This is a genomic window from Pseudodesulfovibrio sediminis, from assembly GCF_020886695.1.
GTDB classification, from domain to species: domain Bacteria; phylum Desulfobacterota; class Desulfovibrionia; order Desulfovibrionales; family Desulfovibrionaceae; genus Pseudodesulfovibrio; species Pseudodesulfovibrio sediminis.
Map to the genome: position 1 here is coordinate 2,176,375 of NZ_AP024485.1, position 19,817 is coordinate 2,196,191.

Sequence of the window (19,817 nt, forward strand, 5' to 3'; positions counted from 1 at the left end):
GCTTCCATGCAAAAGACACTCATCACCGGCGGCGCCGGATACATCGGTTCCCATGCGGCCAAGGCCTTGAGCCAGCTTGGCCGCGAAGTCGTGGTTCTGGACTCCCTGGTGGCAGGCCACCGTGACTTTCTCAAATGGGGTGAGTTCGAAAACGGCGATCTGGCTGATCCCGCCTTTCTCAAAAGCGTTTTTTCCAAGCATGATATCGGCGAGGTGCTGCACTTTGCCGCCTTCATCGCCGTGGGCGAATCCGTTGAAAAGCCGGAACTCTACTACGGCAACAATGTTCGCAACACTCTGAACCTGCTGGACGCCATGATGGCTGCCGATGTCAAACGGCTTGTCTTCTCGTCCACAGCCGCCGTGTACGGCGAGCCTGTCACCGACGTCATCGCCGAAGATCACCCCCTCTCCCCGTTGTCGCCCTACGCATGGTCCAAGCGGATGATCGAGCAGATTCTGGCCGATTTCGACCACGCATACGGCCTCAAGCACGTCTGCCTGCGCTACTTCAACGCCGCAGGGGCAGACCTAGACGGCGAGATTGGCGAACGCCACCAGCCAGAGACACACCTCATTCCGCTCATCCTGCACGCCGCTCTCGGCCTGCGCGACAATATCACCATCTTCGGTACGGACTACCCCACCCCGGACGGCACCTGCCTACGCGACTACATTCATGTCACCGACTTGGCGGATGCGCATGTCAAAGCCCTTGAATACCTGATAAAGGGCGGTGATTCACGGGCTTTCAACCTGGGGAACGGCAACGGCTTTTCCGTGCGCGAAATCATCGACGTGGCCCGAGAAGTGTCCGGCAGGGAGATCCCTGTAACCGAATCCACACGCCGCCCCGGAGACTCCCCGGCGCTGGTCAGCTCTGCCGCGGCAGCCCGCGATATTCTTGGATGGAAACCCCAATTCGGCGACGTCCGCGATATCGTCCGCACGGCCTGGAATTGGCATCAGAAAGATCTGGCTTAGCGATCAGCCCAGCACACAGCGCACGAGCTTCGAGACCATGGCCCCGGCCTTGCCTTCAAGGAAATAATCACTGGTTGTGTAGGTGTACCCGGTGTCCGACAGATTGATCTCGATAATCACCCCGCCCCGGTTCTTCACGATATACGGGATGCGCCCGGCAGGCACGACCTGTCCCCCGGTGCCGATGACCAGACAGACATCCGACTGCTTAGCGAGATCCGTTGCCGCATAATGGACGTCAGACGCAACGCCCTCGCCAAAAAAGACGAAGTCCGGTTTGAGCAGGCCCCCGCAAGACGGACAGCGCGGAGGGAGCGTGTCCAGCGATATGGCGTCGGCGTCAAAGTACGTCCGGCACTGCATGCACTGCATACGCCTGGTGCTGCCGTGGTATTCATGGACCACTTGGCTCCCGGCCGCCTGGTGCAGCGAATCGATATTCTGTGTGACGATGCCGGCCAGCTTGTCCGCCTGCTCCAGCTCAGCCAGAGCCAGATGCGCCGCGTTGGGCTTGGCCCTGCCAAACGAATCGTAAAATATTTTCTTGAGCAGCGGCCAGACTTCTTCTGGATGACGCTTGAAGTATCCTTTCTCGAATTTCTCGGGATCATAGATACTCCAGATACCGCCCGGCCCCCTGAAGGGCGGAATGCCTGACTCCACGGAAATGCCCGCACCGGTAAAGGCCATGGCACACCGAGCCTCCCTCAGAGCGTGGGCTGCATTTTCAAGAGCGTGATTGGACATGGATCAATGCCCGGTCACAAAGAGATACCGGTGCCCGTTTTCATCTATATTGACACCGAAAATAGCTGACCAGCGAGCCATGCAAGGGTCTTCAAAATCCTTTGGAGCACCAAGAAATGCCTGCTCTATCTGGATTTCTGTTTCAACATGTTTTCCCTTGAGAAACACCAGACTCCATGTTGAATCGGTACTCACCTTGTGCTTGTACTCCATCCCCAGACGGGTTTTGAAGGCGTGCTCAGTCTCAGGCAGAACCAGACACACCGAGTCCCAGTCATAATACCCGATCAACCCGTCAAGCGAGAAGGTTTCCTCCGCTGACGGACGGCGGCTCTCGATAGCCCCTTCAAATCGATCCCCGACATAGTTGTCGGTATAATCAAAGAGATAGAGTGCGATAAACGCTACGGCCATAACCAAAAAAGCGGCCAGCGCGGATTTTGTCTTGCTATGCATGGCTCATTCTCCGGCTTCAATCCACATGTTCTGCTTTCTATATAGGTATTGGAACCACAAGGTCAAACAATGCCTGCCAACCTCCAAGCACCCATTTGGTAGGCGAATGGGAAAACGCGGATAAGTGCCTACATTTTTATACCATCCTTTTACAAATTTGTTATTCTTTTCATTTTTTTGCCAGAATTGTAATCTTGAAAACCTACAAAAATGATGAAAACAAGGAAATACAGAGGGTTTTCTATTGGCCCCACTTTTGCATATTGAGCGATCGGAGGTATAACAATGGAAATAAGTTTGGTAGACAACGCATTTATCTTGATTTGTGCGGCTCTGGTCATGTTCATGACACCCGGGCTTGCACTGTTTTACGGTGGTCTGGTCCGCTCGAAAAACGTCCTCGCCACCATCATGCAGTCGTTCATCATGCTCGGGCTCGTGTCCGTGCTGTGGGCGGTTGTAGGCTATTCTCTCTCTTTCGGCTCCGATATCGGCGGCGTCATCGGCGGCCTGGATTTCGCCTTTCTGGAAGGCGTCGGCATGGACGCCACCAATTCCCCGGCAAGTAATCTGCCCCACCTGACATTCATGATCTTTCAGTGCATGTTCGCGGTCATTACGCCCGCGCTCATCTCAGGCGCCTTTGCCGAGCGCATGAAGTTCGCAGGATTCATGGTTTTTTCCGCGCTCTGGCTTATCCTCGTGTACGCCCCCATGTGCCATTGGGTCTGGGGCGGCGGCTGGATGGGCGAAATGGGCGCTCTCGACTTCGCCGGCGGCGCGGTCGTTCACATGAGCTCCGGCGCTGCCGCGCTATGCTGTGCCATCCTCATCGGCAAGCGCAAGGGACACGGTTCCACGGCGTTCATCCCCCACAACCTGCCCATGACCATTCTCGGCGCAGGCATCCTCTGGTTCGGCTGGTTCGGCTTCAATGCCGGCTCTGCCCTGGCCGCTGACGGTCTGGCCGCCAACGCCTTCGTGACCACGCACATGGCCACGGCCGCGGCTGCATTGTCCTGGATCATCGCTGAATGGGTGCATGGCGGAAAAGCCACCACCCTGGGTGCGGCATCCGGTGCCGTTGCGGGCCTGGTCGCCATCACCCCGGCAGCCGGTTTCGTCACCCCCATGTGGGCCATCGTGCTCGGCCTGGGCGCTGGCGTGCTCTGCTACGGCGGCATCATGATCAAGAACAAGCTGGGCTATGACGACGCACTCGATGTCGTCGGTATCCACGGCCTGGGCGGCACCTACGGCGCGCTGATGACCGGCGTGCTGGCGACTGTCGGCGAGGAAGGCCTCATCGCAGGCAACGCTCACCAGTTGTGGGTCCAGTTCGTCTCCGTGGTCGCCACCTGGGCATTCTGTTTTGCCATGACCTTCATCATCTTCAAGGTTGTTGACGCCACCATCGGCCTCAAGGCCAGCGGAGAGGATCAGGACAAGGGCATGGATATCGCCGAACACAGCGAAACCGGGTACCAGTGGTAGGCCACTCAAGGAGATACGCATATGAAAAAAATTGAAATCATAACCCGCACCTTCAAGCTCGACGAAGTCAAAACCGCTCTGGCCGGTATCGGCGTCAAGGGCATGACTGTCAGCGAAGTCAAAGGCTTCGGCCGACAGGGCGGTCACAAGGAAGTGTATCGCGGTGCTGAATATCAGGTGGACTTTGTCCCCAAAATCAAGATTGATGTCGTGGTGGAAGAAGACTTTGCCGCAGACGTGGTCGAAGCGGCCCGCACGGCAGCCATGACCGGACAGGTCGGCGACGGCAAGATATTCGTCTCCACTGTCGACGAAGTCATTCGCATTCGTACCGGGGAGACCGGCGAAGAGGCCATTTAACGGCTTCGCTCCGCCTGACGGGCGAGACACCTTAGAAATAATCCGGCCCGGACTTCTGTCCGGGCCGGTTATACCGGGCCTGCGAGGTTTGAGAGTCCCTGTACCGCCCGGTACACACCAGTTGCCCCCATGACTGGTACAACGGCCGGGAGAGTGGAAAGGCTTCCGGCCGTTTCTTCATCCATCTTGATCAATACACACGGACCGACTAAAGTGACGCCATGCAGCCAGACAGCCATCTCCCGAAATCCGCCAAGAGCCTGAAACAAGCCAAGCTGGGGCTGTGGGAACGCGCCAAGGCCGGGTCGGTAGGCGGGTTCGCCTGGGAATACACCCACCTGGTCGATCACTACTTCGAAGACCGTATTCGGGAAGCCGGACCCCAAAAATTCGCGTTCACTTTGGTGGCCGTGGGAGGCTACGGACGCGGACGGCTCTGTCCCGGCTCTGACGTGGACATCCTCGTGCTCTTCAAACGGCGCATCCCGTCCGGGGCTGACGCCTTCATCAAGACCCTGCTCTTCCCGCTCTGGGACCTTGGTCTGGACATCGGCCACGGTGTGCGCACGGTCGCGGACTGCGTCTCCCTCGCAAAGAAGGATTTTCAGGTCCTGGCTTCGCTCCTCGATGCCCGCCCGCTTGCCGGTGACGCCGAGGTCTTTGACGCGTTTCGCGCCGCGTATGACAAGAAAGTCCTCAAAAAAACCGGCGACATCTTTGCCACCAGTCTGCGCGAACACAACGAGACCCGGCTGGTCCAATATGGCGACGCCACCGGCATGCTCGAACCGGAGATCAAGAACGGACTGGGCGGACTGCGCGACGGACAACAGGTCTTCTGGCTGACCCGCGTACTTGAAGCGAGCGGCCGCACAGGAATTTTTCTGCCCGAAGAGCTGTCCAGACTCCGTGACGACCTGGCGTTTCTCAATCGGGTCCGCACCGCCCTGCATCTGGCGGCAGGCCGCAAGAACGACCGCCTCTTTTTCGATCTGCAACCGCCCACGGCACGGCTCATGGGGTTCGCTTCCAAGGACGCGACCCCGGAAGCCATGGGTCGGGGCGTCGAGTTTTTCCTCTCCCGCCTGCATCAGGCCATGACCCGCATCAAGACTATGCGCGAGGCGCTCTTTCAGGAACGGTTTGCCTTACGGCGGCACGCTCCGGTACCGGAGATGTCCATCCGCAACATCAACGCCGGGCCTGAAGGCATCTTTTTCCAAAGCCAATCCGCGGTTACGCCGGGCAACGCCCTGGGCGCGTTTCTGGAGTCAGCCCGCAGCGGCCTCCCCCTGACCTGGGGCGCGCGCCGCATCATCCGGCAGAACCCGGGCAGGTTCGCAAGCAGACTCATCGACCATCCCGAGACCCTGTCCATGCTGGTCGAAATATTCATGGCCCCTCACAGCGAGGTGGCCTGCGAAGGGTTGCTTGAGACCCGCCTGCTCCCGGCGATTTTCCCTGAATTCGGCGATGTGGAGCATCTCATTCAGTTCAATGACTACCACGTGCATCCCGTTGGTCGGCACACCCTGACCACTATTGCCCTGCTCGCCGGATTTCTGGCCGGAAACAACTCCTGGACTGGCAGAATCGGCTCCAACATCGGCCACAGGGACCGGATCATACTCATCCTCGCCGGATTCTTCCACGACCTCGGCAAGGGAGAACAACACCATTCAAGAGCCGGGGCGGACATCACCCGCGAGGTGCTGGAGCGCTATGGCCGGGAGACCACCCTCATAGAGGAAGTCGCTTTTCTGGTGGAGCACCATCTGCTCATCCCCAAGATCGCCACCCGCCGCGACCTCTCCGATGAACGGGCGGCATCCGAAGTGGCCGCCACCGTAGGCAAGATGGACCGTCTGGACACGCTCTACCTGCTCTCGGTAGCCGACTCCATGGCCACCGGTCCGCGCGCCTGGAACAGCTGGACCCAGTCCCTGTTCGGCGAACTCTATTTCAAGGTCAGGAATCAGCTTGAGCACGGCCCGCTCTCCGAACCGGAAAACGCCAAGCGCATGCTGGATGTGAAGGCCGGAGTGCTGGCAGCGGCCTCGGATCTGGACGCGGACTTCGTCAAGGCCGCGACCGAGGCCATGCCGCCCCGCACTTTTCTCGCCCTTGAACCACAGACCATTGCCGAACAGATCAAGCTGGTAGAACAGCTCTGGAAAGACGTGGCCCAAGACCGTATGCGCAAGCCTTCCTCCATCGGCGGCAAAGGGGTGAACATCATCAACGCCGCCCCAGGCAAGGCCAAAGGCACCTACGAGCTGACCATCGTCGCCCTGGACCAGCCCAGATTGTTCGTCAACGTGGCCGGGGCCATCTCCCTGCACGGACTGAATATTCTGGCCGCCGAGATCTTCACGTGGAAGGACGGCACCGCCATTGACGTCTTCACGGTCACCGAGCCGCCGGAGAATCTCTATGCCGATGAAGTATGGGCGCGCATCAGCCGATCCATCAGCTATGCCATGGTGGACAAGCTCGATCTGGCCGCCCGGCTGGAGGAACGCCGCAATTCCCCGCTCACCAAGGGACGCTCGGGACCGAAGCTGAACCCCATCGTGACCATAGACAACACCATCAGCGACTACCACACCGTCATCGAGGTTGCGGCCACGGACCGCACCGGGTTCCTCTTTGATCTGGCCAGCACGCTGGCAGACCACGCGCTCGCCATCCACATGGCCAAGATCACCACCATCAAGGGCCGCGCCGCCGACATTTTCCATGTGCGCGAGCTGGATGGACAGCGCGTGCAGGATGAAGAACGCATAACGTCCCTACGCAAAGCCCTGCTCACAGCGGCCACGGCCACATAATCCCTTTACTTTCAAGACGCCGTCCTTACACTGGTGAAAACCGCAACAAGGAACTCCCATGGCGCTCAAACTCACCATATTTTCCGATTTTATCTGACCGTTCTGTTTTGTCGGCAAGGGAATTGTCGACCACTTCACAGAGGAATTCGACATCGAAGCGACGTGGGTCCCTCATGAAATCCACCCTGAGACCCCACCTGAAGGACGGGACATGGCCGACCTTTTCGACCGAAGAGACATCGATCAGGTGACCCAGACCTGCAACGAGCGGGGCAAACCGTACGGCATCAAGTTCGGCGAGATACGCCGACTGAGCAATTCGCATCGTGCCCTGGAAGCCGCTGAATTTGCCCGGGTGAAAGGACGATATGACGCCCTGCACTCAGCGTTGTTCACGGCCTATTTTACCCATGGCCGCGACATCGGGAACATGCCGGTGCTCAGAGAACTCGCCGCCGAGAACGGGCTTGACCCGGATGCGATGGAGACCGCCATCGTGGAGGGCCGGTTCAGCGAACAGGTGGCCCTCGGCTCCGAGCAGGCCGGACAGGTCGGGGTGACAGCTATCCCCACTTTCCTTATAGAGGGGGCTGCACCAATTACCGGTGCGGTCAATGAATCCCTGTTCCGCGAAGCCCTGCAAGCTGCGGCTGCACGGCAGGCAGAGAGCTGAACAGCAAACAACCACAACGAACTACAAGAATAGATTATATGCCTGAAAACAATGAAATAGTTGTATTTTTCACTGGCGGCACCATTGGGATGGCTCCGACTGAAGGGGTGACCGGCGTTGCCCCTGGCGGCAACTTTGAAAAGCTGCTCAACCAGTTCAAACCGCAGGACTGTGCCGTGGGCCTGCGGCCCGTGCTCTGGTCCGACAAACCCAGCCCCCACATGACCCCGGAGGACATGTTCAGGCTGGCCCGTAATGTGGAGACGGTGCTCGAAGAGCCCTCTGTTCTCGGCGCCATCATTCTGCACGGCACGGACACGTTGGCCGAAACCGCGTATATGTGTGATCTGGTCATCGAGTCGGACAAGCCGGTGATCCTGACCGGCTCCATGCGCTACTACTCGGAGTCGGGGTATGACGGCATCCGCAACCTGACTAACGCGGTCCGCGCCTGCCTGCTGCCTCTGCCGACCTCGCTGGGAGCCTGCATCATGATGACCGACCGCATCTTCGCGGCTCGCGAAGCGGTCAAGGTGAACTCCCTGAACGTCGACGCCTTCGAATCCCGCGAAGCTGGCATCATCGGGTATGTGGCCGGTGACTCCGTCATCCTGGCCAGACCCCGTTCCACCCCCACGCCCCGACACAAGATCAGCCCGAAGACGCTCGTCACCGACGTCACCTTGCTGGCCGCATACACGGGGATGGATCGCTCCCTCATCGACCATGCAAAGGCTACCGGGACACGCGGCATTGTCATCGAAGGATTCGGCGCCGGCAACATCCCGCCCGAGGCAGTCTCCGGTCTTGAGGCGTGCATGGACGCAGGCATTCCGGTTGTCCTATCCACCCGCTGCATCGAAGGAGGCGTCTGGCCCATCTACGGATACCCCGGAGGAGGGGCCGACCTCAAAAACAAGGGCGTGATAATGTGCGGACGACTGGGCGGTCCAAAGGCCCGCATCCGCCTCATGTGCGCCCTGGGCATGACCACCGACATGGAAGAGATTCGCGCCTTGTTCGACGAAATTTGAACCGGACACACGTGCCCGACAGCACAAGTTGCACCACGCAGAACCGCCGCCTTCCTCATACCGGAAGGCGGCGGTTCTGCGTGGTGCCGGAGACACGGCTCCCCCTTGGCTGACACACCTCAATCGGACCACGATATTGCAGCCATAGGATTCAACAGAGAACCGTTTCACCCACATTATATCGGAAAGCTATCGATAATTGGCCTACCGCTAACCCTCGAACATATTAAGATTTACCATCGACGATGACCACTGGTCCGGTTGCTCGGCAAAAAGCTTGAAGGCTGCGGCGGCGCGGTTCTGCGCCAGGCGGCGCACCGCGTTGATCTGTATGTGATTGTCAATGGCAAGGTCCACGATATCCGCGTCCAGAAAACCGTTATCGGCCATGGACCGGAGCACCTTGCACGTCTTTTCCGTGGACATGCCCTTGCGATAGGGACGGTCTTCCGTGATGGCTGTATGCACGTCCGCCACCTGCATGATCCGACTCCCCAACGAAAGCTCGTCCGCGCTCAGGCCATGCGGATACCCTTTGCCGTTGAGCCGTTCATGATGCTGGCAGGCCCAGTCCGTCACGTCTGACAATCCGGGCACGGAGCGCAGCAGGATTTCTCCGACAGTCGCATGTGCCTTGATGGCCTCATATTCACTGACATCCAAACCGGAGGGCTTGTCCAACAACCAAGAAGAGACCGCCAGCTTGCCGATGTCGTGCAGGTTCCCGGCCAGACGCATCTTCTTCTGCTCTTCTTCATCCATGCCCGCCAGTATGGCCAACTGGACGGCGGTCTCGGCCACGCCCTGTGAATGAGTGGCCGTGTGACTGCTTCGGAAATCAATAATATGGGCGAAAAACACGGAAAAACCGAGGAGCTGATCCTTGGGAATCAGCCGGTCCTGCGTCCAGTCTTTGAACAGGGATCGAAGGTCGCTATCCTTGTCCTCCACCAGCTTCCAGAAATCCGCGTCTTCTGAAAAAGAAGCGAAGGCTTCTGTCACCTCTGAGGTGTAATAATCCTCGGAATAGTCGGCGACCATATTGCGGATGGTCTGTCGATCATGGCCCGATTCCCCTCGCCACCGGAGGATATCCACCCGATCAGCAAGGTTGACCACATTGCACAGAATCGCCTCTTTTCGGTCTTCTGCGCCCGCAAGATGCTTCCATTGCGTATGGTGATGCTTCACGAAATATGCGGCCCGCTCCAGCAACGGATGGCCGCCCAGCAACCGACTGCCCACCGTAGCATGGGCGGTGAGATGCACATCAAAATCAAGACCATCGATAGACATGTCACGGGTGAAAGCGCCGATGTCGTGCATCAGCCCTGCCATGAACAGATCCGTGACATCGGCTCTATCAAACCCCATATGCCTGCCCATGGCGGCAGCGACAATACCAACCCGCCTATGGTGACCGTTGATTGCAGGCGAAACATAGTCGAGAGCGGCTGAAATAGCGTAGACCAGATTGAGCAAATAAACATCTTTCATATATAATTCCAGGTAGATAAAACATCTGAAGTCGCTGCATCCTGCAAATGATAGCGCGTGAAATCACAAAGTACAGGGCAACAGGCCAGGCATTTCTCCAGTCAAAGCCGTACTCACTCTATTTTTTTTCATATCAAGTCAATCCTTTGATATCACGGATTGTCGAATCTGTGAAAACGACACAGACAGACCCTGTCAAGCTGTTTCCAGCTACCTCTGACCTGATTTTACCTGCATTTCTCTGCATATTCACGGTTTCACCCAAAACCCGTGTTATGCTTTTCACGCTCGTGGCCATGGCTCCGGGTGACACGGGATGCACCCATCAACTTTTGACAACACGAGGTAACTGAAATGGCAACAAGCGTTATCGAAATCTGTAACAACGCCCTGCTTGATCTGGGTGAGGATGCGATCATGTCATTGGGCGACGAGACCAAAGCTGCCGGGCTGTGCAACCACCGCTGGCCGGCCATCCGCGATGCCGTGCTCCGTGCGCATCCCTGGAACTGTGCCATGGCTCAGGCCGAACTGGCCGCCGCATCCGCTGCCCCGCTCTGGAAATGGGAGTACAAATACATCCTGCCCACCGATTTCCTGCGGATCATCCAGATAGTCAGCACGGGCGGCGACACGATCGAGGACTGGGAAATCCAGAGCGGCACCATCTTCTGCAACGAGGAAGCCCCCATCTTTATTTCCTATGTCCGGTGCGAAAAAGACTCCAAGAAATATGATGCCCTGCTCACCGAAGCGTTCTCGGCCAGACTGGCCGCAGCTCTGGCGTATCCGCTCTCCGGCTCAACCGCGCTGGCGCAATCCTACTGGAAGACATATCAGGAGAAACTGACCGAAGCTCGCGGCGTGGATGCACGCGAAGGCGTCCCGGAATCCGTCACCCCCACCAATTGGCTCGGCGCAAAAATGGGCGTGTTGTAGATACGGCCATGTCCCAACACTGCATCCGCTCTCCTTTCCAAAACGCTCTGCACCGCCACGAGGAGAGGGCTATGGAGGGTTCTGAACCGCGGTAAAACGGGAAAAACAAAAGGCGCACTTTGTTACACAAAGTGCGCCTTGGTTAATATCGCCAGCAGTATTATGTGGTCAGCAGTGCAGCGTAGAAGAACTCTCCCAGGGGCGAGTCCTCCGGGGTGGTCCATTCCGTCTTGAGCGCGACCTTGGGGTTGTGCTCGATAAACTGCTCGATGAGCTTTTCGTTTTCCTCGGGATTGAGCGTGCAGGTAATGACGGCAATCCGCCCTCCGGGTTGCAGCGAATCAAGAGCATTCTGCAGGATTTCCATTTGAAGCTTTGTCAGGTCAACCAGATCGGATGGCTTGCGCTTCCACTTGGTATCCGGACGACGGGAGAGCACGCCAAGGCCGGAGCAGGGCAGATCCAGCAGGATACTGCCGGGTTGACGCGGCGGACTGTCTGTGGCCGCATTGGCAACAAACGTCTCCACCTCGGACAATTCGCGGGTGAGCGCTGCCAGCCGCCCCTTGTGAGGATCTGAGGCAAAGACGTCCAGCCCTTTTTCGAGCAGGATACGGGTCTTGCCGCCACGCCCGGCGCAGGCATCCCAAACCGGTGTGGGCCAGGATTCAGGAGAAAGGGCTTCGATGGCCTGACGGGCCGCAAAGGATTGGCGCGCCATGGGCTGGTCCGGCTCGTCCTCGAAAGCTGTACCCGCGGGCAGGGCAAAGCTGTACCCTTCGATATCAAGTATCTCCGGCCAGCCTGCGATTTCAGGATAGATTTCATCCGCTTCGGGGTGGCCAAAGAGATTGAATCCCAGTGCCGGAGGGTGCAGTTGCGCTTCAAGATAGTGGATGGCGGCTTCTTCGCCATACTCCCTCCACCACATGTCCACCAGCCATTGTGGACAGGAATACCAACGCTTGAAAAATTCAGGCAGGGAAGCGTCCTTGCGATAATAATCGGGGTCGTGGGCGGCCTCGCCCAGCTCGGACACCCGTCTGAGCACGGCGTTGAACAACCCCGCCAGACGCGCCCCCGGTTTGGACTTGGAAAATTCAACGGCCCAGTCCACGGACGCATACGCCGGAACCTTGTCCAGAAACAAGATCTCGTAGGCGGCCACTCCCATGGCCAGACGCATTTTCGGATTGAGTTTGCCCGGGTCCTTGAGAAACCGGGACAGAACATACTCGATACGTCCCTTGAGCCGCATGTAGCCATAGGTCAGCTCCGTGGCCAACCCCGCATCGCGGGGGTCGATCTGACCGGAGGAGAGCGCCACGTCAAGTGCAGCCTGGATATCCTGCTTGTCCATTAGGCAGCGGAAAAGTGCTTCGAGGGCCACCCGTCTCGCCGGAGGCAGGGGCTTAATGTAAGGTGCTTTCATGGGTATATCAGTTACGCCTACCGAAACGGCATTGCAAGCGACAACTTGCGAACAGAAAACACCCCCTGTGACAATTCAGTGAAATTCACAGGGGGTGCGGATTTTCCAGGCTAGTCAAGCATCTTCTTGGCAGCGTCACCGGCATCGTCAGCAGCCTTGTCCAACTGCTTGCCGGCTTTCTCCATGGGACCTTCTTCACTGCATCCGCTGAATGCCGGAACCATGAAGGCAAGAATACACGCCACAACAACAATCTTCTTCCAAACTTTCATATTAATCTCCTCTTAGTGTTTTCAGTATCTTCCCCATACCACAGCTTGTGAGAGTGGGACAGGTATGTTTTTTTTCGGGCAGCCCGACCGGAGGCGGAGTTCCTCTACGGCGAGGATGAGATCTGTCCGAGAAATGTCCAGATGCCAAATCAAAGACTATCTGTTCTCCAGTCGACAACTCTGGCTGTAATACGCCGTGCCGTTGCCCATATCGGTTGTCATCGGCTTGATGATCACATTGGCACAATGGCCGAACTTCATCCACCCCCCACGACGCATGACCACGGCCCGGTTGTGCAGCTCCTTGACGGTCTCCATCTGGACCTGCATGGCCCCCTGCTCCGTGACCAGATAGACGTCCTCAGCCGGGTTCAGAGCAGCCCAGGCCGGGTTCTGCTTGGAAACATAGATCACGGGCACGCCCCGTTGGTCTTCTTCGCGTATCTGTGAATGCAGGAACTTGCCACTCACCAATGTGAGCAGTTGCAGGGGGTAATCGGAGTCACGGGCAGGCTCCGGGTGCAGTGTTTCCGGGAATCGGTACAGCCCGTCAGGATGCCCGAATTCCATATTCCTGAAGGCGATAAACGGATGCTTCACCTTGACGAACCCGTTATCCATCAGCTCGTCATAGGAAATATCGGCTTTTTTCAAGCCCTCTCGGATACAGGTCTCACTGTCGGGAAAGAGCAATGGCTCACGTAGCCGAGCGGCCAGATCAGCGATGATTTCAAGATCGGACCGACATTCTCCACGCGGCTCCACGGCCTTGGCGCAATGGTTCACGCAGTTATGAACAAAGGAACCGAGGACGTCCTCGCGCTCGAACATGAACGCTGGAGGCAGGATCACGTCCGCCTGCATGGCCGTGTCATTCATGAACCCTTCCACCACGACCACAAAGGGCTTGCGGAAGGCGTCGACCACGGACAGGCAGTCCGGCACCTGATTGACCACATTGTGACCATCCACCCAGATGAAATCAATGGGCGGGTCTGCTTTTTTTATTTCTGCCCCCATGTTCTGGATCAACAACTCGCGGCGGCTGCCGGAAGAGGCTCCGCCCTTGACCAGATGTGCCCAGGTGCCGAGGTTGCGACCTGATGAGATGTTGAAATACGCCCCGCCGCCACGGACACCGATATTGCCTGAGATCATGGCCAGGGCATTGATGAAGCGGACGTTCTCGCCGCCGAACAGATGACGCTGCAATCCCCAGCCGATGAGCGTGGCCACGTTGCCTGTGTCCGCGTACCAGTCATAGAGCATCTCCACGTCATCAGAAGACACCTCGCAGGCCATGCAGAGTTCCGCAAAATTCAGGCCGTCGACAAGACCGCGCAGGGTCGGCCAGTTGGCAGTGCGGTTGAGCACCCAGGGGTTGAGATCTCCGGCTTCCAGATAGAGCTTGAGCACGGCAGCGGCCAGAAAACGGTCCGTGCCTGGACGAATGACGATGTTGACGTCGGAAAATTCGGCTGTCTCGTCCCCGCCGGGGGAAATGGTCAGCACCTCGGTGCCGTTTTTGCGGGCCTTGGCAATGAGCGCATGCTGGTGGATGGAGCAGCGGGTCACGTCCCGGCCCCAGTTGATGATCCGGCTGGCGTTCAGGAGGTCCTCGGGATCATTGTGATTCAACACCCCGAAATCGCGCTGGCTGGCGACGATACCGGTATCATCGCACACGCTGCCGTAACTGGTGCTGGACCCCAGCCGCTCGAACAGAACGGAACTCGCCGTGCCCACGATGCCTCGATATCCATGCCCGTGAATATGCAGGATGGACTCCGGGACTGCGCGCGCCGCGTCGAGCTTCTCCGCGATCACCCCCATGGCCTCATCCCAGCTCGCCTGCCGGAACGCGCCATTTTCCTTGACCAACGGCGTGACAAGCCGCTCCTCAGCGTCTATACGCTCAAAATAACGGGTGCCTTTCTTGCAGATAAAACCCTTGGTAAACGGATGCCTGGGGTTGCCCTTGATGGACTTCTTTTCTCCGTCCACAATGAGCGAACAGGCATCGCCACAATCCATGGTGCAGGCGGTAATGGTCATGATTCTCGTCCTCCGGCCCTGAGAGTGGAGGAGTTTGCCAAGCAGGTCAAATGCTAAAGTGGAGAAAATACCCCTTTACCCATCTCGGCAGATAACGCGAAAAACAAGGGCATCAGCCACTCTTTTTTTGACAATCACACGCGTATGGTCTAACCAGATTCGGTTCCAGCCATCTGATAATTAGTAAGGATTATATATACACCATGGCCAAAGTACAAAAAATCAAAGGATTCGTGGACCTCTTTCCGGAAGAGGCCAGCAAATTCACGTTCATGGAAACCAGTGCCCGTGAAGTGTTCTCTCGCTACGGATTCGGCGAGCTGCGCACGCCCGTCCTCGAAAAGACCGAGCTCTTCCAGAAGTCCATCGGTGAAGACACCGACGTGGTGGGCAAGGAAATGTTCACCTTCCCGGACCGCAAGAATCGCCTGCTGACCATGCGTCCTGAGGCCACCGCCGGCGTTGTCCGTGCGTTCATCGACTCCAAGACCCACCAGCCGGGCAAGATTTCCAAATTTTTCACGTTCGGCCCCATGTTCCGCTACGAACGCCCGCAAAAAGGACGCCAGCGTCAATTCTATCAGCTCGACGCCGAGATTTTCGGCGCTCCCGAAGCGCAGGCCGACGCCGAACTGATCCTGATGCTCATGACTTTCCTGAACGGGATCGGGCTGAACAAGTTGACCGTTGAGCTGAACTCCCTCGGCTGCCACGAATGCCGCCCCACGTACAAGCAGGCTCTGGTGGACTACTACAAGGCCAAGGACAAGGACAGTTTCTGCGAAGACTGCCAGCGCCGCATGGAGACCAACCCGCTGCGCGTGCTCGATTGCAAGGTCCCGACCTGCAAAGAGCTGGTGGCAGACGCCCCGAACATCACGGATCACCTGTGCGAGGAGTGCGAGACCCATTTCATGGACGTCAAGACCATCCTCGACGGTGCGGGTATCGAGTATGTGCTCAACCCCCGACTGGTGCGCGGCCTGGATTACTATGTACGCACCTGTTTCGAAGTGGCCTCCTTCGACATCGGCTCCCAGACCGCGGTGGCGGGTGGCGGCCGGTATGACGGCCTGGTCAAGAACCTCGGCGGCCCCGACTGCTCGGCCACGGGTTTTGCCTGTGGTATGGAGCGGCTGGCCATGCTGCTCGACCAGTTGGAAGCCGAGCAACCGGATTTCTATCTTGCCGTGGTGGACAACGACGCAGCCAATGCGGCCATGCTCTTTGCCCAGGAACTGCGCGACAAGGGCTTGAAGGGCGAAGTCAGTTTTTCCGGCGGGTCCATGAAGTCCCGCATGCGCGCAGCCAACAAGACCGGCGCAAAGGTCTGCCTGATCATGGGCGGCGACGAGCTGGCAAACAAGACTATCACCGTCAAGGACATGGTGGGCGATCGCGAACAGGAAACACTGGATCGCGCCCTGTACCTGGCGAGTTTGTAACGAATATCACGGCCGGTCTGTACCAGCCGACATCATTTGAGACGGAGAGAGAATGTCTGAACAAGAAAGAGATTACGACGAGTTTCGCGTCATTGAAGACCTTGGTGGCTGGAGACGGACCCACCATAACAACGAGCTGACCGCAGCCAACATGGATGAGGAAGTCTGCCTCATGGGCTGGGTTCAGTTCAGACGCGACCACGGCGGGCTGATTTTCCTGGACCTGCGTGACCGCGAAGGCCTGACCCAGGTTGTGTTCAACCCTGAAGACAACACCGAGGTGCACGAACGCGCCCACGCCATCCGTCCCGAATACGTCATTGCCATCAAGGGCAAGGTCCGCCCCCGTCCCGAGGGCATGGCCAACCCGAACATGGTCACCGGCGAAGTGGAGATCGAGGTCACCGAGTACAAGCTGCTCAACACCTCCGAGACTCCGCCGTTCTCCATCGAGGATCGCGTCGAGGTCGGTGAGAACCTGCGCCTCAAGTACCGCTTCCTGGACCTGCGCCGCCCCTCCCTTGCCCGGAATTTCATCATCCGCAACAAGGCTGCCCAGTCGGTCCGCCGCTATCTGGACGGCCTCGGTTTCCTTGAAATCGAAACGCCCATGCTGACCAAGTCCACGCCCGAAGGCGCCCGTGACTTCCTGGTCCCCAGCCGCGTCAATCTGGGCGAGTTCTACGCCCTGCCGCAGTCCCCGCAGCTGTTCAAGCAGATGCTCATGGTCTCCGGCATGGACCGCTACTTCCAGATCGTCAAATGTTTCCGCGACGAAGACCTGCGCGCCGACCGCCAGCCCGAGTTCACACAGATCGATATCGAGATGAGCTTCCCGGACGAGGCCCTCATTCAGGACATGGCCGAAGGCATGATCAAGAAGCTCTTCAAGGAGACTATTGATGTGGACCTGCCTGCCGAGTTCCCGCGCATGACCTTCAACGACGCCATGCGCGACTACGGCGTGGACAAGCCCGACCTCCGCTTCGAGCTCAAGCACATCGACATCACCGATGTGTTCAAGGAATCCGGGTTCAAGGTCTTTGCCTCTTCGGAGCTGGTCAAGGTCATGGTTGTCCCCGGCGGCGCCAAGCTGTCCCGCAAGGAAATCGACCAGTACACCAAATACGTTGAAATTTACGGTTCCAAGGGCCTTGCCTGGATCAAGGTCAAGGAAGACGGCGAATGGCAGTCGCCCATCGTCAAGTTCTTCTCCGAAGAAGAGATCGCCACTCTGCGCGAGCGTTCCGGCTGCCAGCCCGGCGACATCCTCTTCTTCCAGGCCGGTCCCGCCGATATCGCCAACGCCGCGCTGGGCAACCTGCGCTGCGAGATCGCCAAGGACACCGGACTCATCGACGACTCCGTGTTCAAGCCGGTCTGGATCACCGACTTCCCCCTGCTCGAGTACGACGCCGAGGAGAAACGCTACGTTGCCCGTCACCATCCCTTTACTTCGGCCCGGCCGGAGCAGATGGAAGTGCTCAAGAACGATCCGGGCAGCGCCATTGCCCGCGCCTATGACCTGGTCATGAACGGCTACGAGGTTGGCGGCGGTTCCATCCGCATCCACACCCCGGAACAGCAGGAGAGCATGTTTGCCGCACTCGGCATCGGAGAAGAGGAAGCCCGCGAAAAGTTCGGTTTCCTTATGGACGCCCTCAAGTTCGGCGCACCGCCCCACGGCGGCATCGCCTTTGGTCTGGATCGACTGATCATGATCCTTACCGGCTCCAAGTCCATCCGCGACGTCATCGCCTTCCCCAAGACGCAGAAGGCGACCTGCCTGATGACTGAGGCACCGTCCGAAGTTCCCAACAAACAACTTCGGGAACTCGGCGTGCGGCTACGGGAAAAGAAAAAAACCGAAGAATAATCAAGCCGCGAGGGGAAAACGAAAGTTTTCCCCTCGCTTTTTGAAAAAGAAATCTTAATACTAGAACGTATCCACCTATCCGTCGCCTATGGGTCTCATGCATGATTCACCCTCAGCACGGCGCGATATAAAGTTTTGGAAGATTCTCAAGCGCCCCTTTTTTCAGCAAAGGGCTTGAGCCGCCGGAGGCAAAAAAATGAAATTGGAAATATGCACATGGCCCGATGACGTGCTGGCTGCCAAGGCCGAGCCCATCACCGAGGTCACTCCTGAGCTCAAAGAGCTCATCGAAGATATGATCGAAACCATGTACGAGTCCGATGGTGTTGGCCTGGCCGCACCGCAGGTGGGTAAGCCCATTCGTTTGATCTGTGTGGACCAGACCGGTCCCAAAATCAGAGGCGACCTGCGCATACTGATCAATCCGGAGATCACCGCATGCGACGGCGCAGTCGACTCCGAAGAAGGATGTTTGAGCTGCCCGGAACTGAACCTGAAGGTCAAACGCAAAGAGCGTGTCTCGGTCAAGGCACTGGACCAAAACGGTAAGGAAGTCTGCATCGACGCAGATGGATTCCTGGCCATTGTCCTGCAACATGAGATCGACCATCTTGAGGGTGTCACTCTGGCTGACCGCGCTGGTCGGCTGAAGCAGACCCTGTATCGAAAAAAAGCCCTGAAGTGGAAAGCGTAGCGGGAAGGAACAACGTGGAAGATAGCAATCAAAAGCAGCTCAGCTCCCCGGAATCCTGGGGCGCAGTGGATTTGAAGTCCCTGCGCACCGTATTCATGGGCACCCCGGATTTCGCGGCCGAAGCCCTCAGCATACTGCTTCAATTCGATGCAGCCGAAGTGGTGGGCGTGTACACACAGCCCGACCGCCCGTGCGGCCGTGGTCGTCAGTGCAAGCCTTCCGCGGTCAAAGAGGTGGCCCTGAAAAACGACATCCCCGTTTTTCAGCCAGTGAATTTCAAGGAGCAGGCCGACATTGACGAACTGGCCGCGCTCAAGCCTGACGTGCTCGTGGTGGCCGCCTACGGATTGATCCTGCCCCAGGCCGTGCTCGACATCCCCACCATCCACCCGCTCAACATCCACGCCTCGCTCCTGCCCCAGTGGCGCGGAGCAGCCCCTATCCAACGGGCCATCGAGAACGGCGATGTGGTCACCGGCATCTCCATCATGAAAATGGAGGCAGGGCTGGACACCGGACCCGTCATGGTCCAGCGGGCGCTCCGCATCGGTCACAACGACCACGCGGGCACCATCCACGACGAGCTGGCCAAGCTCGGCGGTATCTGCATCTGCGAGGCCATGGCCCGCCTGCAGACCGGAGCCTATGATTTCAAGGAACAGGATCACGACATCGCCACCTACGCCAAAAAACTGGAAAAGAAGGAAGGCGAAATCGACTGGAACCGACCCGCCAAGGCCATCCACAACCAGATTCGCGCCATGTACCCGTGGCCCGGTGCCTTCTTTGACTGGACCAACCCGGACGGCAAGACCATCCGCCTGAACGTCACACCCGGCGAAGTGTCCGAAGAGGCCGCACCCAAGGTCGACCCCGGCACCATTCTCGGCGAAATGGACGGCAAGCTCGGCATTGTCACCGCAGACACGATCTACCTGACCCCCGAAGTGAAGCCGCAGGGCAAGAAAGCCATGGACGCCACCGCTTTTTCCTGCGGATACATGAGGGAATGCAAATAAAGGGCACAG

16 protein-coding genes and 1 pseudogene are annotated in these 19,817 nt (G+C 58.1%); 11 read left to right on the forward strand and 6 right to left on the reverse strand.

Going from position 1 to position 19,817, the window contains the following annotated elements:
- The first annotated feature begins 6 nt into the window (after nt 1–6).
- Entirely contained in the window at nt 7–984 is a 978-nt protein-coding gene (gene galE / locus SRBAKS_RS10480; protein WP_229590841.1) for a UDP-glucose 4-epimerase GalE, read from the forward strand.
- Nucleotides 985–987: 3 nt separating this feature from the next.
- Here galE and SRBAKS_RS10485 read toward each other — a convergent pair whose 3' ends face one another.
- Entirely contained in the window at nt 988–1,731 is a 744-nt protein-coding gene (locus SRBAKS_RS10485) for an SIR2 family NAD-dependent protein deacylase (protein ID WP_229590842.1), read from the reverse strand.
- Nucleotides 1,732–1,734: 3 nt separating this feature from the next.
- On the reverse strand, nt 1,735–2,187 hold the full coding sequence (locus SRBAKS_RS10490) for a hypothetical protein (RefSeq protein WP_229590843.1): 453 nt from the start codon (nt 2,185–2,187) through the stop codon (nt 1,735–1,737).
- 291 nt (nt 2,188–2,478) lie between these two features.
- Here SRBAKS_RS10490 and SRBAKS_RS10495 point away from each other — a divergent pair, with 291 nt between their 5' ends.
- From SRBAKS_RS10495 to SRBAKS_RS10515, 5 genes and pseudogenes are all read left to right on the forward strand, one after another.
- Nucleotides 2,479–3,681, forward strand: coding sequence for an ammonium transporter (locus SRBAKS_RS10495; RefSeq protein WP_283816562.1), 1,203 nt, complete (start codon nt 2,479–2,481; stop codon nt 3,679–3,681).
- Between the two features lie 21 nt (nt 3,682–3,702).
- Nucleotides 3,703–4,041, forward strand: coding sequence for a P-II family nitrogen regulator (locus SRBAKS_RS10500; protein ID WP_229590845.1), 339 nt, complete (start codon nt 3,703–3,705; stop codon nt 4,039–4,041).
- A 221-nt stretch (nt 4,042–4,262) separates the two neighbouring features.
- Nucleotides 4,263–6,872: a [protein-PII] uridylyltransferase gene (glnD, locus tag SRBAKS_RS10505; protein ID WP_229590846.1), complete on the forward strand. Its 2,610-nt coding sequence runs from the start codon at nt 4,263–4,265 to the stop codon at nt 6,870–6,872.
- Between the two features lie 109 nt (nt 6,873–6,981).
- Nucleotides 6,982–7,545: pseudogene (locus SRBAKS_RS10510) on the forward strand (DsbA family oxidoreductase); the annotation flags it as partial.
- A gap of 38 nt (nt 7,546–7,583) precedes the next feature.
- Entirely contained in the window at nt 7,584–8,579 is a 996-nt protein-coding gene (locus tag SRBAKS_RS10515; protein WP_229590847.1) for an asparaginase, read from the forward strand.
- 210 nt (nt 8,580–8,789) lie between these two features.
- Here the strand turns inward: SRBAKS_RS10515 and SRBAKS_RS10520 are convergent, their stop codons facing one another.
- Nucleotides 8,790–10,076: an HD domain-containing phosphohydrolase gene (locus SRBAKS_RS10520; RefSeq protein WP_229590848.1), complete on the reverse strand. Its 1,287-nt coding sequence runs from the start codon at nt 10,074–10,076 to the stop codon at nt 8,790–8,792.
- A 354-nt stretch (nt 10,077–10,430) separates the two neighbouring features.
- On the opposite strand from SRBAKS_RS10520, the gene SRBAKS_RS10525 reads away from it, so the two are divergent.
- On the forward strand, nt 10,431–11,015 hold the full coding sequence (locus SRBAKS_RS10525) for a phage connector family protein (RefSeq protein WP_229590849.1): 585 nt from the start codon (nt 10,431–10,433) through the stop codon (nt 11,013–11,015).
- A 160-nt stretch (nt 11,016–11,175) separates the two neighbouring features.
- Here SRBAKS_RS10525 and SRBAKS_RS10530 read toward each other — a convergent pair whose 3' ends face one another.
- From SRBAKS_RS10530 to SRBAKS_RS10540, 3 genes are all read right to left on the reverse strand, one after another.
- Complete coding sequence (locus tag SRBAKS_RS10530; protein WP_229590850.1) at nt 11,176–12,447, reverse strand: transcription antitermination factor NusB; 1,272 nt, start codon at nt 12,445–12,447, stop codon at nt 11,176–11,178.
- A 110-nt stretch (nt 12,448–12,557) separates the two neighbouring features.
- Nucleotides 12,558–12,719, reverse strand: a complete 162-nt coding sequence (locus SRBAKS_RS10535) for a hypothetical protein (protein WP_229590851.1) — start codon at nt 12,717–12,719, stop codon at nt 12,558–12,560.
- Nucleotides 12,720–12,875: 156 nt separating this feature from the next.
- Nucleotides 12,876–14,774, reverse strand: a complete 1,899-nt coding sequence (locus tag SRBAKS_RS10540; protein WP_229590852.1) for a molybdopterin-dependent oxidoreductase — start codon at nt 14,772–14,774, stop codon at nt 12,876–12,878.
- Nucleotides 14,775–14,977: 203 nt separating this feature from the next.
- Here SRBAKS_RS10540 and hisS point away from each other — a divergent pair, with 203 nt between their 5' ends.
- The 4 genes from hisS (at nt 14,978) to fmt (ending at nt 19,808) form a co-directional block, all read left to right on the forward strand.
- Complete coding sequence (gene hisS / locus SRBAKS_RS10545; RefSeq protein WP_229590853.1) at nt 14,978–16,219, forward strand: histidine--tRNA ligase; 1,242 nt, start codon at nt 14,978–14,980, stop codon at nt 16,217–16,219.
- Nucleotides 16,220–16,271: 52 nt separating this feature from the next.
- On the forward strand, nt 16,272–18,095 hold the full coding sequence (gene aspS / locus SRBAKS_RS10550) for an aspartate--tRNA ligase (RefSeq protein ID WP_229590854.1): 1,824 nt from the start codon (nt 16,272–16,274) through the stop codon (nt 18,093–18,095).
- A gap of 196 nt (nt 18,096–18,291) precedes the next feature.
- The gene (def, locus tag SRBAKS_RS10555) at nt 18,292–18,789 is read left to right on the forward strand and encodes a peptide deformylase (protein WP_229590855.1); all 498 of its coding nucleotides are present in this window, start codon (nt 18,292–18,294) and stop codon (nt 18,787–18,789) included.
- Nucleotides 18,790–18,884: 95 nt separating this feature from the next.
- Entirely contained in the window at nt 18,885–19,808 is a 924-nt protein-coding gene (fmt, locus tag SRBAKS_RS10560; RefSeq protein ID WP_229596955.1) for a methionyl-tRNA formyltransferase, read from the forward strand.
- The last annotated feature ends 9 nt before the right edge of the window (nt 19,809–19,817 follow it).

What these genes read in the sequence shown, in the direction of transcription:
- galE (WP_229590841.1), top strand. Translation starts at nt 7, where the DNA reads ATGCAAAAGACACTCATCACCGGCGGCGCCGGATACATCGGTTCCCAT.
- SRBAKS_RS10485 (WP_229590842.1), bottom strand. Translation starts at nt 1,731, where the DNA reads ATGTCCAATCACGCTCTTGAAAATGCAGCCCACGCTCTGAGGGAGGCT.
- SRBAKS_RS10490 (WP_229590843.1), bottom strand. Translation starts at nt 2,187, where the DNA reads ATGCATAGCAAGACAAAATCCGCGCTGGCCGCTTTTTTGGTTATGGCC.
- SRBAKS_RS10500 (WP_229590845.1), top strand. Translation starts at nt 3,703, where the DNA reads ATGAAAAAAATTGAAATCATAACCCGCACCTTCAAGCTCGACGAAGTC.
- glnD (WP_229590846.1), top strand. Translation starts at nt 4,263, where the DNA reads ATGCAGCCAGACAGCCATCTCCCGAAATCCGCCAAGAGCCTGAAACAA.
- SRBAKS_RS10515 (WP_229590847.1), top strand. Translation starts at nt 7,584, where the DNA reads ATGCCTGAAAACAATGAAATAGTTGTATTTTTCACTGGCGGCACCATT.
- SRBAKS_RS10520 (WP_229590848.1), bottom strand. Translation starts at nt 10,076, where the DNA reads ATGAAAGATGTTTATTTGCTCAATCTGGTCTACGCTATTTCAGCCGCT.
- SRBAKS_RS10525 (WP_229590849.1), top strand. Translation starts at nt 10,431, where the DNA reads ATGGCAACAAGCGTTATCGAAATCTGTAACAACGCCCTGCTTGATCTG.
- SRBAKS_RS10530 (WP_229590850.1), bottom strand. Translation starts at nt 12,447, where the DNA reads ATGAAAGCACCTTACATTAAGCCCCTGCCTCCGGCGAGACGGGTGGCC.
- SRBAKS_RS10535 (WP_229590851.1), bottom strand. Translation starts at nt 12,719, where the DNA reads ATGAAAGTTTGGAAGAAGATTGTTGTTGTGGCGTGTATTCTTGCCTTC.
- SRBAKS_RS10540 (WP_229590852.1), bottom strand. Translation starts at nt 14,774, where the DNA reads ATGACCATTACCGCCTGCACCATGGATTGTGGCGATGCCTGTTCGCTC.
- hisS (WP_229590853.1), top strand. Translation starts at nt 14,978, where the DNA reads ATGGCCAAAGTACAAAAAATCAAAGGATTCGTGGACCTCTTTCCGGAA.
- aspS (WP_229590854.1), top strand. Translation starts at nt 16,272, where the DNA reads ATGTCTGAACAAGAAAGAGATTACGACGAGTTTCGCGTCATTGAAGAC.
- def (WP_229590855.1), top strand. Translation starts at nt 18,292, where the DNA reads ATGAAATTGGAAATATGCACATGGCCCGATGACGTGCTGGCTGCCAAG.
- fmt (WP_229596955.1), top strand. Translation starts at nt 18,885, where the DNA reads ATGGGCACCCCGGATTTCGCGGCCGAAGCCCTCAGCATACTGCTTCAA.